A 14,605-nucleotide genomic window follows, 5' to 3' on the forward strand; every position below is an offset into this window, starting at 1 on the left:
GCAGGGAGAAGATGCTGTAGTTTCCCAGCAATAGAGGGTTCCAGAACAAATAAATTTATTTATGCTTAATGTTAAATATTTATTTCGAGATGCATAGCACAAGAAATAATGCGTCTAAAATCAAGCGCCTAAATTTATTTATGGCGTTTTCCCACTGCACCCTGCACCCTGCCCCTTTTCCTCTTCTTTGGCTCTTTATTATCCTTGGGAAGGAATAAATTCGCTTTCTGGTTTTGGCGCTTCTTGATACATTTGCCATTCTTGCCAGAGTAAAGCAGACAAATGTACTATGGCGAGAATTAGCGTCGCTACCGAAATTAGATAACTGTGGATTGTGTAAAGGTGTTCGACGGTAGTTGTGTTAATGGCTCCACCACCAGTCAGGATTTCGCGCAGTTGCCCACCAATCAAAGGAATGGCTTCGATGGTTCCTAGCTCAATGCTAAAACGCCAGTACCCTTCCTGAGTCCAATCTAAAATCATCGCTGTCCAATCCAGCCCGATCGCACTTAGGGTTAACAAAATCACACTAATCCAAGCAGCCAGCCAACTCTTGCGAAATTGCCGACCTAAAAACATCACCACAATTTGAATTAGAGCGATCGCAATTACCCCGTTACCAGCAATCTCATGCGCTCTCCAAAACAACCAGCCGTATGGCAGTTGTGTATTAATCATCTTTAATGAGTTATAAGCTCCGCCTGCTGTCGGTTCATAGTAAAAAGACAGCAAAACTCCGGTAGAGATATAAATTAAACACAGAGTCAAAATCACGACTGATAATATCGTCGCTATTCGTCGCAAAATCTTATCGAACTGGGTGCTTTGCATGGCTCACCCCTCCTGTTCTTAACTGAAGTATTTATTCTTATTACAATTTTAGCTAAGAAATTTTAATAAATTTTACTTTTCTTATATAAAAATAAAGTTTTTTAAATCAAATATTGCACCCAAGCTTTTAAGGGTTCTTGTGAGCCATACCAAATTCCGGGACTTCTGGGAGAATGCTTGACACCTTCAATCACTAGATTTTCCGCCCCCTCCAAATGAGCAGCTTCAATGGGCGTAATGCCATCTCCCCATGTGTTACCCTTACCACAAGTTAATTGGTAGCTACTGTAAGCTAACCAACTACCAGGTCGCCTTTTCCCAAAGATAGTTTTGCCAGCTACACAAACGTAACGAACGTTTTTGTAAAACGCTCCTGGGTAGTTATTGGTGACAAAATCTAGATTGGAACGTGTCCAGCGTTCTTGGCTAATATGGGGTGTACCCAAGGTGACAAAAGTAGCAACTAAGGGATGCCCTTGACAGAGAAATGGTTTGACATCACCGCGTGCTAAATAGGGCTTTTCTCCCATGTAAATGCGGGATATCCAACCTCCGGCTGAGTGACCAATTAAGTTAATTTGAGTAGCATTATGTTGACGTAATATATGCTTGATCGTGTAATCGAGTTGTTGCAAAATCAGTGTTACGGGTCTTACTCCAAAAGTGGGGAGCCAGTCACGCCGCAGCAGTGGGACTGTAACTGTGGGAAAATGTAAGTTTTGTAGGGATTGTTCTAGTTGGCGATAAGCGATCGCGCTTTCTAGATATCCAGGCAAAATAACTGTCGGTAACGGCATTTGAAATTTTGGATGCAATGATTGAGGGTTTGAACTTTTTTGACGAAGAAGTAGTCATATTGAGGAGCTAGAATTGCGATCGCCTGACTCACCCCTGAGAGAAAAAACCAATAGCTTTGGTGGAATTTAAGGCTAGAATGTCAATAAAATTGTACAATTTGCAACAGTTTGAGGGGCTGCCGATGTGGTAGTATTTTCAAATAGGGGCTAGTCTAGCACAAACACGTGTGTCATCTGTTACAAAAGTGTAGTTGACTGAAAAACAGTTGAAAAACAAGGCAACTTTGGCAGATGTTTTGATGTATTCAAACTTGTGCGTCTACTTAAACTTTATAAAACTCCCAGATATTAATTTTAATTGTGTGTCATAACAATAAAAAATCAAAAGTAGTAACTTTTCAAATACCTCTTTAGCAGACTCGAATTTTGAAGATATGATACAGCGTCATTAGATTAATTAAAAACTTCAATAAATGGCAATTTTGGCGTTTTGATTGCCAACTGGGGAAGTTATTATTTCCTTATAAAGAACGCATATCTTGCAAGATATTGCAATGTCGAAAAGAGAAAATCGCTAGTCAACTGCAACTGAGTGAGTGAACGATAACAGCCATGTCTTACGTCTCCCTGCTAAAAAATATACCAGAAATCTTAAGCCAGCCAATTGGGATAGCAGCTATAGCCTCCCTTGGTATCCACGGTGCGATCGCCATGATCGTACCATTGATGCCGATGGAGTCTAACAAGCCCAAAGAAACAGCATCATCCAAAACAGTCGGACTTTTGGAATTGAGCCAAGCTGACCAAAACCGTTTGCCGCAAAGCACCCCCCAAATTGGTTTACAACAATTACCTCCAGTCGCCCCACTTGCTGCTTCAAACTTTAGCCTCCAACCGGGATTAACCCCATTAGCGCCATCGCCATCCAGCCAGATGGTACTGCCTCCGCTACCCGCATCATCAAATAACTATCGAGTCTCTTCCTTGCCTACAAGGCAATCTTTGCGGATGATTCCTAGTGATAATTTGCGGTTTGATGCTTCTAAATTTGATAGTTCTAAATTTAATACCAGCGCCAGATTCTCTCAACCAGTTCCTCGTGTAAATGTGAATGAGAGTGTTGCCAAATACGAGCCACCTAAGCCGCTAGCTGTAAATAGGTTGCCAGAATTGCAATCGCAGCAAATACCTGCTGATATGCTGCGGAATCCCCAGCCTCCAATCTTATCTGACAGTACACCCGTTGCAACGGCACAGGTAAATCCGACTTCGCAGGCAATGACGCAACCAATTCCTAATGCGTCGTCTACAATTGCTCAAAACCCGCTGATAAATTCTCTAAAACAAGCTCCAAGGAATGGGGATACTTTAATTGGAACTAGGGGAAGCACGCTACAAACAGCGGATTTATCACCGAAGGGAACTCAACAGGCAATTGCACAGTTAGACTCCTACGCCAACCTGAGAAAGGAAGTCCAGCAACAATACCCCAACGCTGAACAAAAACCAGTCATCCGTCAAACATTATCCACGAATAAGTCAAATCTTCAAGGTGCTGTTTTGGGAGTATTGGTTGTAGATCCTGATGGTAAGGTCTTAGATATCAAATTTCAAGACAAGTTAATTTCCCCGGAATTGCAATTAAAAGCAAGGCAATACTTCAACAAGCAATCCCCCAAGGGAGATAAACAGATTAGTTCCTATCCATTCAACCTACGTTTCCAAAACAGCACGAGCAATCTTACTGGGACTACTCAAGAGCAAAACCCCTCGTCATTATCTACACCGGGAATCAATAACAATCAGATTACCCCCTCACCAGCAGCTACTTTTAAACCATTACCTGATTTACAAATCAGAAATAACCCACCTACGTCCTCACCAACAGGTACTCTCAAACCATTAATTACACCAGCAGCTACTCCCAAACCATTATCTGAACTGCAAATTAAAAATAACCAGTCTACGCCTTCATCGGCAGCTACTACTTCTGAACCTTTATTGTTGCCGAAAATCAATCAGGGTCAGTCTACATCTGGTGCTGAATCAGATAAAAAATTAGTAGAACGGTTGCGCGAAGTTAAGGAAAACAGACAAAAGTCTAATCCAGAAAAATAATCGCCTGTTGATGATTTTGGATTCAGGTAGGGGTGATTTATCTAGATGCATTTGCAGCGTCTGATAAAAAAGCTTACCTGAAAATCATTCTTTTCGACTATTTTTTGCATAAGTCCTGTTTAAAATACAACACGCTTGAGTTCAGGGTTATTGGTGTAGTTTTAAGACGCGATAAATCGCGTTTATACATCAGGGTTTTGGGTTTAAAATATTGTTTTTAGTAGTTGACGAACTAGCGATCGCTAGTTCGTCATACATAATACTTAATTTAGAAGTTCGTTAAAAGCTTCCCAGAAGGAAATGCATTGAGGGATTTCCAACAAATAAATTCTCCAATGTTTTGGGGTGAGCGTCTAGCTTGTCAGTAATTAAAGATAGGCAAACGCTCACACCACAAAAACTAGACGGTATAGCTACTTTACCAACCTTGTTCCGCATTTTGAAAAACGTAAGCAGCTACCTCCAGAATCTCCTCAGAACTTAACTTGTCTTTAAAAGCAGGCATAGCATTTTTACCATTTTGCACTTGGTGGATAATCGCCTGGATTGAGTCTTGATTGTAATTTTCTAGGTACTTTGACAATGCTTCCTTTTTCAAGGTTTTCTGGCTGATAAGGATGTTACCGCCACCTATATGGCAAGAAGCGCAGTTAGCCTCGAAAATTTTCGCACCGTTGGATGTTTCGGCAGCTAGTGCTGGACTAATGAATGTAAATTTGAATAGGACGATCGCCGACAGTAGAATTAATAAAAGTATTCTCAACAGTATTTCCTCGCAACAAGCCTCCAGCAAGAGTATAAACGCGATTAATCCCTGATTAAGTCAAATTTGATCAAAATTGGCGGTAACAAGTTCACTCCTCGAACGCTACAGATTGTTTAGCGTCTTAGGGAAGGATAGAACTCGTTACCGCCATTTCTGCATTTTATGCGTCACTCTAGGAGTGTAGCGTGTGGCGATGAGCTAATTTCACTGAGTAATCATCTCGTGTCAAACGCTAGTGTTTCTAGCTTTCGACAGTGATTGTACCAACCATACCAGCACCACGATGAGGTTCACAGTAGAAGGTGTAGTCACCAGCAGGTGCGTCTGCTGCAAAGGTGGTTGTTTCCTTTTGACCAGGACTCATGAGCAACTTCTTATGAGACAGAGATTTAGCTAAATCGGCACTCTTAGTGGGGTTTTTGGCATTATCAAACACAACGTTATGGGGAGGAACTTTATTGTTCACCCATTCAATGGTGTCGCCTGCTTTAATGGTCAACTTTTTAGGTTCAAATGCCAGCATTCCTTTATCGCTACCCAATTTTACCTTGTAGGTTTCAGCCGAAGCACTGGGAGTAAAAACAGCAAAGCTGCTAACAACTAAAAGGATTGTCAACACAGCTAAACTAAGGCGTCGCCAGCTTGCCGAAATTAATTTCATAGCTCTCTCCTAACAAACAATTTTTTTCCTTTTCTCATTTTAAATAAAATCAACACCAAATATGACAATCTGTCATAGATCAATTTTTTTTTAAGAATGGAGAGCAATTTATTGCAAAAAGCTGTCCAATAAGCAGTAAATGGGGAATGGGGAATGGGGAATGGGGAATGGAGACTGAATTCTTCCCAATGCCCTATTCCCAATGCCCAATACTTCGACTACGCTCAGTACAAGTACCCTATTCCCAATGACTCAACTCCGGGATTTAGTAATAGATTTTTCCGCCTCCCCACTTAGTACCAACGATTTTGGGTTGTAAGAGAATATGACCGGCGATCGCCTCCAAGTCATCATCTGTCAGATTTCGCACTGCTGTGAAAATATCTGCGCTTTTGAGACTGGGGTGTATTTCGGAAATCTCTTCTTCCCCGTCGTAAGTAGTGGGATTTTTCAGGTAATCTACTAAACCTTCAATGTTGTTACGGTTAGGTGTTGCCAGTGCCAAGTCCTCTGGAGTAAGTCCCACGTTTTGGTTTGTCTTGGTAACTCCCCCCGCATGACATTGGGCGCAAGCGTAATTAAATAAGCGTTTGCCTTCTTTGACTTGTTTAAGGCTGAGTACAACGGTATCACCCTGAGTATTTAATGGCACTGTTCGGGTAGCTTCGTCTAGTTCCACTGCTGTCGCGCTACCGACAATCAACTGAAACGAGAGTAAAACAGTAGCCACAACAACGCCAATTAGTCTTATAAACATGTTTCCCCTTAAAGATTTTGACGCTCAACACAGCTAAGAACGCGATTCTCAATCTCCAAGCTGCTAATTGCTAATGACTAATTGTTTTTTATCATTAGCTATCAGTTATTAGCCAAAGTTCTGAGATAACCCTTCAGGTGACTTCGTGATCACCCACCAAGTCGTTAGTACCTTTGGGGCATATTTCAGAGGATATTTGGGAAATAATTGCCTTTGCATCTTCTAACGCCAAACGGGTCTTTTGGTGTTTGTAGGCGATTCCCAGTTGGTTGCACAGAGAAAACACTTGTTCTACAGGAATGCTGTAGTCGGCTGCTATCTCTGCGATCGATAGGTCTGCAAAACCCATAATGCTTGTTTACTGATAGATCGAGATTGAGTCGCTGTAATACCAATATCACGTTAGGAGTGCAATTTGTTGCCCAAAATACTGTTTGAGGAAAGAGAGCAGGGGAAGCAGGGGAAGCAGGGGAAGCAGGGGAAGAATTTTTAACTTTTAACTTTTAACTTTTGACTAATGACTAATGCCTATTAACCTTTTCCCCCGGTAAAGGTGACGCTTTGAATAAAGTAACGATTAAAAAAGGCATAAATGCCTAAAGCTGGCAGGGTAAAGACCATAGAAGCCGCCATAATGTAGTTCCAATAGCTGATGTATTGACCTTTGAAGGTGTTCAGCCCCAAGGGGAGGGTAAACATTTCTGGGTCAAATAGGATAACTATAGGCAGTAAAAAATTATTCCAACTCCCCATGAAGACAAAAACCGCCTGCGCTGCTAGTGCTGGTTTTGCCAAAGGTAAGACAATGTGTCGAAAAATTCCAAAAGTATTTAAGCCATCGAGTTGAGCTGCTTCTTCTAGTTCTTTAGGAAAATTAACAAAAAACTGCCGCATCATGAAGATAAAAGTGGCATTAACCATGCTAGGAACAATCATGCCTTGGTAAGAATTCAGCCAGCCGATCGCTTTCAAAATCAAAAATGTCGGAATCAGGGTGATTTGCGCTGGTACTGCTAGTACTGCCAAAATTAGGAAAAACCAAAAGCGTTTGCCTACAAAGCGCAGTCTTGCTAAGGCATAACCAGCCATTGAATTTAATAACAAGTTTAAAAGAGTGACGCTGATGGCGATCGCTACACTGTTAAACAACCAACGCCAAAAAAGCGGTTCTTGGAGAAAGATTTGCCTGTAGTTATCGAGAGTAAAATTCTTGGGGAGAAAGTTGGGTTCACCACTGACAATCTCTGATAGCGGCTTAAATGATGCTGAAAGTGCCCAGAGAAAGGGAATTAGAGTAATGATTGCATAAAGTGTCAGCAAGACGTACAACAGGGCTTTGAGCCAGAATAAGCCAGAGGAGTTAGTCAAATTCGTTCGCCTCCGAAAAGTTGCCGCTGAATCAAAGTGATGGCAACGATCGCTGCTGTTAACAAAAATGCGATCGCGGCTGCATATCCCATTTGTAAATTCCGAAATACAGCTTGATAAATCAACAGCACCACAGTTAAGGTAGCGTTGTTCGGCCCGCCAGTACCGCCAGAAAAGATGTAAGACTGGTCAAAAAGTTGAAAAGTCCCAATCACCCCCACTGCTACCACAAAGAAGGTTACAGGCTTAAGCAGGGGAAGAGTAATGTAGATAAATTGCTGCCACCCATTTGCACCATCGAGTTCCGCCGCCTCATAAAGTGTTTGGGGTATATCTTGCAACGCCGCCAGATAAATTACCATAAAAAACGGCGCAGTTGACCAAATGTTCATAATCATAATGCCTTTGAGCGCAACTGCTGGATCGCCCAACCAGTTATAAGTAGGTAGCCCCACAAAAGCGAGAAAATCGTTTAATAGCCCATCAGTGTTATAAATCCACATAAAGATGAGTGTCAGCACTGCTGAAGAAGTGACTGTCGGCAAAAAATAGAGGATACGCCACCAGTTTTTACCGCGAATTGCAGAATTCAGAGTTACCGCCAGAATTAAAGCCAGAATAGTTTGAGTTGGCACAACAATAGCTACATATTCGGCTGTGTTTCTCAAAGCAATCCAAACTCTTTCATCTTCAGCCAATCGCGTGAAGTTGCGAAAACCGATGAACTCGTATTCAATACCGCCGAGAAGTTGAACTTTTTGGAAGGAAAGAAAAACGGCGTAGAGAATGGGTAAGACTACAAAAGTCCCTAAGACTAAGATGGTGGGCATCATGAACATATACCCAGCCACGTCTTCGGTGATGTTCCACCTGAAGTTTCTGCGCCGCCTGTTGATTTCAAACACTACTGAACCTCCGCTTAATCCCGCACTAACCCGACTGTAGCGATGGATTGTGCTTGATTATTTATCGTACTGGCGTGTCAAGGCTAAAATGTTGCAATAAATTTTCTTGTGGGGCGGGCATCTTGCCCGCCAATTAGGACGGGCTAGAAGCCCATCCCACAAGAGTTTGCTAATGCACAAATTTAGTCTTGACACGCCAGTACTGCCGTGGCAAGGCTAAATTTGTGCAAAAAAATTGTAGGTTGGGTGGAGGCTTTGCGTAACCCAACATCCTGAATATATGTTGGGTTGCGCTCCACCCAACCTACATCTAATGCACTATTTTAAGCTTGCCACGCTAGTACTCCCAGACAACAATAAAGACATTGTTTGTGTGAGCATGACTACAGTTATTATTAAATCAATTTCTAAAAGTAAACTCAAATCTCAACTTCTTGAGTTCTTACGACTTGTAGAGTCAGAAGGAGAAGAAATTGTAGTTACCGATCGCAGTAAGCCAGTCTTGAAAATTTCCAAATACGCGCAAACACCTTCAACAGAGGAGCTATTTGGAGAGATGCGCGGTAAAGTGAAGTACTTTGAGGATTTAACTACACCAACCACTGAGGAATGGACAAGAAGTGATTTGGTAGAGGCAAGAAAGATTGCTTAGACTAAGTATTACTCCATCGCCCTAATTTGCTGATTAGCTTCATTTTCTGCCTTTACCATCGCCTCATTTAATGGTTGTTGTCCCAACAAGGCGCTGACAAACTGGTTATCAAAATTATTAACGATCGCACCTGGATACTGACCTACTTGCCACGGTGTAGCATAATTAACTCCTGCGACTAATGGCGATCGCAACGGGTCTTGGTCATAACCCAAATTCTTTGCCACTGATTTACGCGTTGGCAAAGCAAACCCTGTTCCTGTCCACTTTTGCATTCCTTCTTTACCTGTAAGATAAGAAATTAACTCCCAGGCTTCGGCTTTGTGTTGTGCTTGCTTGTTCATCACATAGGCTACTGTAAACACCATCGTGCCATTTTTGCCATTAATAGTAGGCACTGATGCAGTACCAAACTCTACTTGCGGAAAGGTTTCAGTTAAATAGGGAATTGCCCAGTTACCTTCAATCACCATTGCCACTTTACTCTGACCAAACATTTCACTACCTGAGTTTGTCCCCACATCAGATTTTTGGGCAGAGGAGCGGTCTTTTTGATACTGGTTTACTACCAACTCTAAACCCTGTAAACCTGCTGCACTCGCAAAGGTAGCATAACCATTTCGATCGACAAGTTGTCCACCAAAAGCGTTAATTTTATAAGCTTGACGCGCTAATTCTGGAATTTCCCCAAAGCCATATTTGTTAAGCTTGCCTGTCAATTGTTGCGAGTAATTACGTAATTCATCCCAAGTCACTGGCGGATTACTCAAGCCTGCAAAGGCGAAGGCTTTTTTGTTATAAAACAAAGCAAGGGTGGAATAGTCTTTGGGAAGACCGTAAATCTGATTCTGATATTTAAAACTGTTGAGTAGGGTATCCTCGAAGTCTAGTAAGTCAAATTTAGGAGTGATATAACTATCTAACGGTTCCAAGACATTTTGACTCATCAAGAAAGGAGCTTCCAGCGCATCTAGATAAAAGACATCGGGTGCAGCTTCCCCAACTAAACGAGTTTTGATTACATCCATGTATTGGTCGGAAATTACCTCATATTTGACCTTAATTGTCGGATGTTGTGCTTCAAAGTCTTGCAGTACTTGTCTCAAGAGTTTTTGCTCAACGGGAGAACCTCCCCAACCACTAAGTTTGATGGTGATTGCGGTAGATGCTAACGGTTTGCTTGGCAATTGTAGGCTTTGACAAGCAATAATAGCGATCGCGATCGCCATCACCAATGCCAAAAAATTAAATAATCCTTTATTGTTCACAAACAAATAATATTCTCTTTCCTCGCTTATACCTTGTGTTATTAAGGAATGATATTTTACTTATTTGAAATTTTTGTTGAGAATTGCAAGCTAAAATAACGAAAAATTCTTAGCAATGCTATAAAGCGTACTGAATTCCTCTGCAACCGGATTTATCCAGGGTACTTTACCCATAAACATAGATTATGGATTCTGTTCAGGTTGAAACAACTGCGCCACTAACTCTAGAATTTACCCAGATTGCCTCACCACCAACATCAATCTCTCCGAACTCTCGAATTCCCAAAGATACTATTCGCACTAGTTTAAAAGCTTCCACTGCGGATTCTGTCTTAGCATCGGTTTACTCTCTTGGAACTGGCGGGATTTTACTCAGCAATTTATTGGTGGAATTGGGTGCTAGTCCAGTGGTATTTGGGATGCTTTGCTCTATCCCGATGTTGGTCAATCTCATTCAGCCGTTGGGTGCTTACTTGTCGGAACGCAGCACCAGCCGCTTTCAATATTCGCTTCGGACACACGGAATTGGTCGGCTGCTATGGCTGATTTTAGTAATTGGTATTGTCAGCGCCAGCTTGGGAGTGATTGATGCTCATCAGTTAGTCATATTGACACTCTTGATTGTTCTATTCAGCAATCTTTTGGGAGGACTAGGAAGCGCATCGTGGCTAAGTTGGGTAGCAATGATAGTTCCCCGGCGATTACGAGGCAGGTATTTTGGGACACGCAATAGTGCTGCTAACCTTACCACTTTGGTTTGCGTACCAATGGCCGGTCTAGTTGTATCATATTGGTATGGGGGATCTCTACAAGGTTATGGGATAGTTCTACTGGTAAGCGTTGTATTTGGGATTATGGGATTAGGGTGCCAGTATTTCCAGGTGGATATGAATCCACTATCACAAAACACTTATCATGGCAAGCTAACTCAAACAAGTGAGATTAAATCAGAGGTTGTAAAAGATGAATCTTCTGAAGTGCTTCAATCAATTCATCCACCACAAGACCAGTCAACTAACAGCATCTGGAAAAACTCTAACTTTTTGATTTTTCTGCTGTATTTCAGCTTCTGGACACTTGCTGTTAACCTCAGCAGTCCTTTTTTTAACCTCTATATGCTGGATACGCTGGATTTGGATGTGAGCTATGTGACTATCTACAACAGCTTTCAGGCGGCGGCGACTTTGCTAATGCTTATCCTGTGGGGAAGATTAGCAGACAAGATAGGCAATCGTCCCATCCTCATCTGTATTGGGATTTTGGTTGCAGCTACACCATTGCTGTGGTTGGGGATTAGTGTTAATCGCCTTGACATCTGGCTGTGGTTGCCACTGTTACACATCTTGATTGGAGGGACTTGGGCGGCAATTGACTTGTGCAATAACAATATACAATTGGCGATCGCACCAACTAAAAATCAGTCTATCTATTTTGCGATCGCAGCTGCCGTTGCTGGAGTAAGCGGTGCTTTGGGCACAACTATAGGCAGTTTCATCGCCCAATTTGCCCAGTCTGGAGGTTTACTAAGCTTGTTTGTCCTCTCTGCTCTATTCCGACTAGTAGCCCTGGTTCCACTCATGTTTCTCCAAGAGCCAGGGAGAGGATGAGATAGATGAGGAGGACAAGGTAGTATTTTCTCCCTTGTCTTCCCCTGCTCCGCCTGCTCCCCCTGCTTTATTCTGCGGCGGTAGAAGTCAAGGACATTGTTTCCCACAACACCATGTGAGGTGTTGTTAATACAGGCTGGTGTAGAGCAATCAGCTGGGTTAGGGTGTTCTTTAATTGGGTACGGGGTACAATATCATCAACAAAACCATGCTGGAGCAAATCTTCAGCAGTCTGGAAATTTTCGGGTAGTTTTTCCCGCAGGGTTTGCTCAATCACTCGCCGACCAGCAAAACCAATGGTTGCCTTGGGTTCTGCCAAAATTATATCGCCCAACATTGCAAAACTAGCGGTAACGCCGCCCGTTGTCGGATTGGTTAAAACTGGAATATACAATAATCGGGCGTCTTTATGGCGCTGTAAGGCTGCGGAGATTTTCGCCATCTGCATCAAAGAGAGCATACCTTCTTGCATTCTCGCGCCACCGGAGGTACAGATGATAACTACAGGATAGCGTCGTTGAGTGGCTTGCTCAATCATCCGGGTGAGTCTTTCTCCCACCACCGAACCCATACTACCACCCATGAAGCGGAAGTCCATAACCCCAAGGGCAATAGGCAAACTATTGATTTGACCTAAACCAGTTCTAACTGCATCTATTAAGCCAATTTTATCTTGTGTTTCCCGCAAGCGATCGCTGTAGAGTTTGCGATCGCGAAATTCTAGCGGGTCGGTTGGACGCAAATGCTCATCCAGCGGTTTCCAGGTATTGTTATCTATCAATTGACGGATGCGCTCATCACTGTCTACCCGATTGTGATGACCACATTCGACACAAACCATCTGATTGGCTTTCAGGTCTTTTGTATATGCTAATACGCTGCACTTAGAACATTTATGCCACAATCCATCAGCAATTTCACGTTCTTGGCGCTCGAGGCTGGTAGATCCTGACTTCCTCCGATTTGCAAACCAATCAAATAAAGACTTTAAACCACGTGATTCTTCGTTGTTAGCCATTTTTTATTTTATTTTAAGTGGGTATGAGGTCGAAAACATGTCAAACCGTATTGGGTTGTCCTGAGTCATTAGTCATTTTTCTTTATTAAGACTAATGGCTACATCGTTAAACTACGCTTTTAAGCAATTCAGACCTTAATTTTCATCTTTGGTTGCCAGCTTAACGAAAATACTTATACCAATACAAGTCTCTTGCTCTTTTTTTCAGCAGACTTAATTATATGGACGTAGTGACAAAGCCATGAGAATACCAACCTCCAAATAAGATGCTCTCCCCCTCCCACCCAAATCAATTATTCGTATTGCTAGGTTCTGAACAATCAGCATCTGTTGTACTAGTTGCGCTTGCCAACGGTTAATCGTCGTTAAGAGGGTAATACAAGTCACAAGCTGAATATTATCAAAATGTGAAAGGTAGATGGGGTAATGTTGGTTACAGTCACGAATTATAAATATTTCTTATGAAAGCGCATTAGTTATGGGTATAGGACATTGGGCACAAGAGGCAGAGGGGCAGAGGGGAAAAACTTACTGCAACTTCTCCCCTGCTCCCCTGCCTCACCCACTCCCTACTTCAATTCAAGACGCTGGAAAAAATAACCGCAGGTAGCTAGACAAAATGGCTTCGCCGCTAAACAGGGTAATCACAGATCCTAAAGCCAGAAAAGGACCAAAAGGGATCTTTTGTCCTAATTTTTGTCGCGATCGCTGCATAATCAAAATACCGATGCCAATTAGTGCTCCCAGCCCACAGGCAATAAAACTAGCCAAGAGCAAATATTTCCAACCTAACCAGGCTCCCATCATAGCTGCTAACCTAGCGTCACCTGCACCCATTGCAGTTTTTCTAAAGGCAATTGAACTCAATAGGGCGATCGCATCAAACAGCCATAAGCCTAATACTGCGCCAACTGTAGCCATTATCAGGTGATTTACCAATGCCACAAAACTACCTTCTGGTAGAAAACCAACTACCATTTGAAACAAAATCCCTACCACTAAACCCGACTGAGTAAGTGGATTGGGTAGGGTCATTGTATCTAAGTCGATGAGTGATAGCGCTAATAACCAACTGCAAAAAGCCCAATAGCCTATTGTTAAAGTCGAAACTTGAAATACCAAAAAAATTAGTAAAAAAATTATGCCCGTTACCCCTTCTACCACGGGATAACGGACAGAAATTTTGCTTTTGCAATATCGACACCGCCCTCTTAAGGAAATCCAGCCGAACACTGGTACGTTGTCGTAAGCTTTTAGCTGGTTTAAGCATTTAGGACAACGAGAAGGCGGCCAAAGAATTGACAACCCAGCAGGTAGGCGATAAACAATAACATTGAGAAAACTACCAATAGATGCACCCAAAGCAAAGACTATTACACTCGCCGGGATGGCGAACAAAATGTCCATACAGTCATTTGTCCTTTGTCATTTGTCCTGTGTCATTTGTGCTTTGTCATTTGTCCTTTGTCAATAACTAATGACCAATGACTAATGACCAATGACCAATGACTAATGACTAATACATGTGGGATTCAATTTGACTTAAGGGCACAAAACACTCTTGAGGTAAAAGAACTGGTTGGTTAGTAAAAATAACCTTACCTCGATGAGTCACACGATTAATTGCTACACCGGAAGGTTGCCCTGCTATTTCGGGATGTACTTCACAGTGAGTATAGTATATCTGCCCAGCAGCTCTAATTACAGAGGGATCAATCAAAGGCGATTGGTTCTTTGGGGCGGTAAAATTTACTTGTCCTTGTCGTAATGCGTACACTATCGACTGTTATTTGATTGCTAGATTTCCCTTTAGTCTACCCGAAACTTATAGCAAAGGTTGCCAAATTGCCCAAGTTG

The 14,605-nt window shown here is 42.3% G+C and carries 16 protein-coding genes; 3 read left to right on the forward strand and 13 right to left on the reverse strand.

From position 1 onward, the window contains the following. Nucleotides 1-198: 198 nt before the first annotated feature. Both CDG76_RS02180 and CDG76_RS02185 read right to left on the reverse strand, forming a co-directional pair. Nucleotides 199-831, reverse strand: coding sequence for a cytochrome b N-terminal domain-containing protein (locus CDG76_RS02180; protein WP_094347439.1), 633 nt, complete (start codon nt 829-831; stop codon nt 199-201). A gap of 101 nt (nt 832-932) precedes the next feature. Beyond that, the gene (locus tag CDG76_RS02185) at nt 933-1,628 is read right to left on the reverse strand and encodes an esterase/lipase family protein (RefSeq protein WP_094347440.1); all 696 of its coding nucleotides are present in this window, start codon (nt 1,626-1,628) and stop codon (nt 933-935) included. A gap of 612 nt (nt 1,629-2,240) precedes the next feature. On the opposite strand from CDG76_RS02185, the gene CDG76_RS02190 reads away from it, so the two are divergent. Further along, on the forward strand, nt 2,241-3,746 hold the full coding sequence (locus CDG76_RS02190; RefSeq protein ID WP_094347441.1) for a hypothetical protein: 1,506 nt from the start codon (nt 2,241-2,243) through the stop codon (nt 3,744-3,746). 418 nt (nt 3,747-4,164) lie between these two features. On the opposite strand, the gene petJ is transcribed toward CDG76_RS02190, so the two are convergent. The 6 genes from petJ to CDG76_RS02220 form a co-directional block, all read right to left on the reverse strand. Further along, a complete protein-coding gene (gene petJ / locus CDG76_RS02195; RefSeq protein WP_094347442.1) occupies nt 4,165-4,509 on the reverse strand; it encodes a cytochrome c6 PetJ in 345 nt (114 codons plus the stop codon). Between the two features lie 244 nt (nt 4,510-4,753). Next, complete coding sequence (gene petE / locus CDG76_RS02200; protein WP_094347443.1) at nt 4,754-5,173, reverse strand: plastocyanin; 420 nt, start codon at nt 5,171-5,173, stop codon at nt 4,754-4,756. 265 nt (nt 5,174-5,438) lie between these two features. Continuing rightward, the gene (psbV, locus tag CDG76_RS02205; RefSeq protein ID WP_094347444.1) at nt 5,439-5,930 is read right to left on the reverse strand and encodes a photosystem II cytochrome c-550; all 492 of its coding nucleotides are present in this window, start codon (nt 5,928-5,930) and stop codon (nt 5,439-5,441) included. A gap of 133 nt (nt 5,931-6,063) precedes the next feature. Next, nucleotides 6,064-6,279, reverse strand: a complete 216-nt coding sequence (locus CDG76_RS02210; RefSeq protein ID WP_094347445.1) for a hypothetical protein — start codon at nt 6,277-6,279, stop codon at nt 6,064-6,066. 182 nt (nt 6,280-6,461) lie between these two features. Further along, nucleotides 6,462-7,298 carry a carbohydrate ABC transporter permease gene (locus CDG76_RS02215; RefSeq protein ID WP_094347446.1) on the reverse strand — a complete coding sequence of 279 codons (837 nt, stop codon included), beginning with the start codon at nt 7,296-7,298 and terminating at the stop codon, nt 6,462-6,464. Further along, complete coding sequence (locus tag CDG76_RS02220) at nt 7,295-8,203, reverse strand: carbohydrate ABC transporter permease (RefSeq protein WP_094347447.1); 909 nt, start codon at nt 8,201-8,203, stop codon at nt 7,295-7,297. The genes CDG76_RS02215 and CDG76_RS02220 overlap by 4 nt, the downstream gene beginning before the upstream one ends. A gap of 379 nt (nt 8,204-8,582) precedes the next feature. On the opposite strand from CDG76_RS02220, the gene CDG76_RS02225 reads away from it, so the two are divergent. Then, on the forward strand, nt 8,583-8,855 hold the full coding sequence (locus CDG76_RS02225) for a type II toxin-antitoxin system Phd/YefM family antitoxin (protein ID WP_223265101.1): 273 nt from the start codon (nt 8,583-8,585) through the stop codon (nt 8,853-8,855). Nucleotides 8,856-8,863: 8 nt separating this feature from the next. On the opposite strand, the gene CDG76_RS02230 is transcribed toward CDG76_RS02225, so the two are convergent. Continuing rightward, on the reverse strand, nt 8,864-10,084 hold the full coding sequence (locus CDG76_RS02230) for an ABC transporter substrate-binding protein (RefSeq protein ID WP_094347914.1): 1,221 nt from the start codon (nt 10,082-10,084) through the stop codon (nt 8,864-8,866). A gap of 224 nt (nt 10,085-10,308) precedes the next feature. Between CDG76_RS02230 and CDG76_RS02235 the strand changes: the two genes are divergently transcribed. Continuing rightward, nucleotides 10,309-11,730, forward strand: a complete 1,422-nt coding sequence (locus CDG76_RS02235) for an MFS transporter (protein WP_094347448.1) — start codon at nt 10,309-10,311, stop codon at nt 11,728-11,730. Between the two features lie 67 nt (nt 11,731-11,797). Here the strand turns inward: CDG76_RS02235 and accD are convergent, their stop codons facing one another. The 4 genes from accD to CDG76_RS02250 form a co-directional block, all read right to left on the reverse strand. Further along, complete coding sequence (accD, locus tag CDG76_RS02240) at nt 11,798-12,748, reverse strand: acetyl-CoA carboxylase, carboxyltransferase subunit beta (protein ID WP_094347449.1); 951 nt, start codon at nt 12,746-12,748, stop codon at nt 11,798-11,800. A gap of 213 nt (nt 12,749-12,961) precedes the next feature. Further along, nucleotides 12,962-13,135: a hypothetical protein gene (locus tag CDG76_RS36940; RefSeq protein ID WP_190240728.1), complete on the reverse strand. Its 174-nt coding sequence runs from the start codon at nt 13,133-13,135 to the stop codon at nt 12,962-12,964. A 192-nt stretch (nt 13,136-13,327) separates the two neighbouring features. After that, nucleotides 13,328-14,155, reverse strand: coding sequence for a prepilin peptidase (locus CDG76_RS02245; RefSeq protein WP_094347450.1), 828 nt, complete (start codon nt 14,153-14,155; stop codon nt 13,328-13,330). Nucleotides 14,156-14,264: 109 nt separating this feature from the next. Beyond that, nucleotides 14,265-14,525 (reverse strand): hypothetical protein, encoded by a 261-nt coding sequence (locus CDG76_RS02250; protein ID WP_094347451.1) that lies wholly within the window; start codon nt 14,523-14,525, stop codon nt 14,265-14,267. Between the last annotated feature and the right edge of the window lie 80 nt (nt 14,526-14,605).

The sequence above is a fragment of the Nostoc sp. 'Peltigera membranacea cyanobiont' 210A genome, assembly GCF_002246015.1.
Taxonomy (GTDB): domain Bacteria; phylum Cyanobacteriota; class Cyanobacteriia; order Cyanobacteriales; family Nostocaceae; genus Nostoc.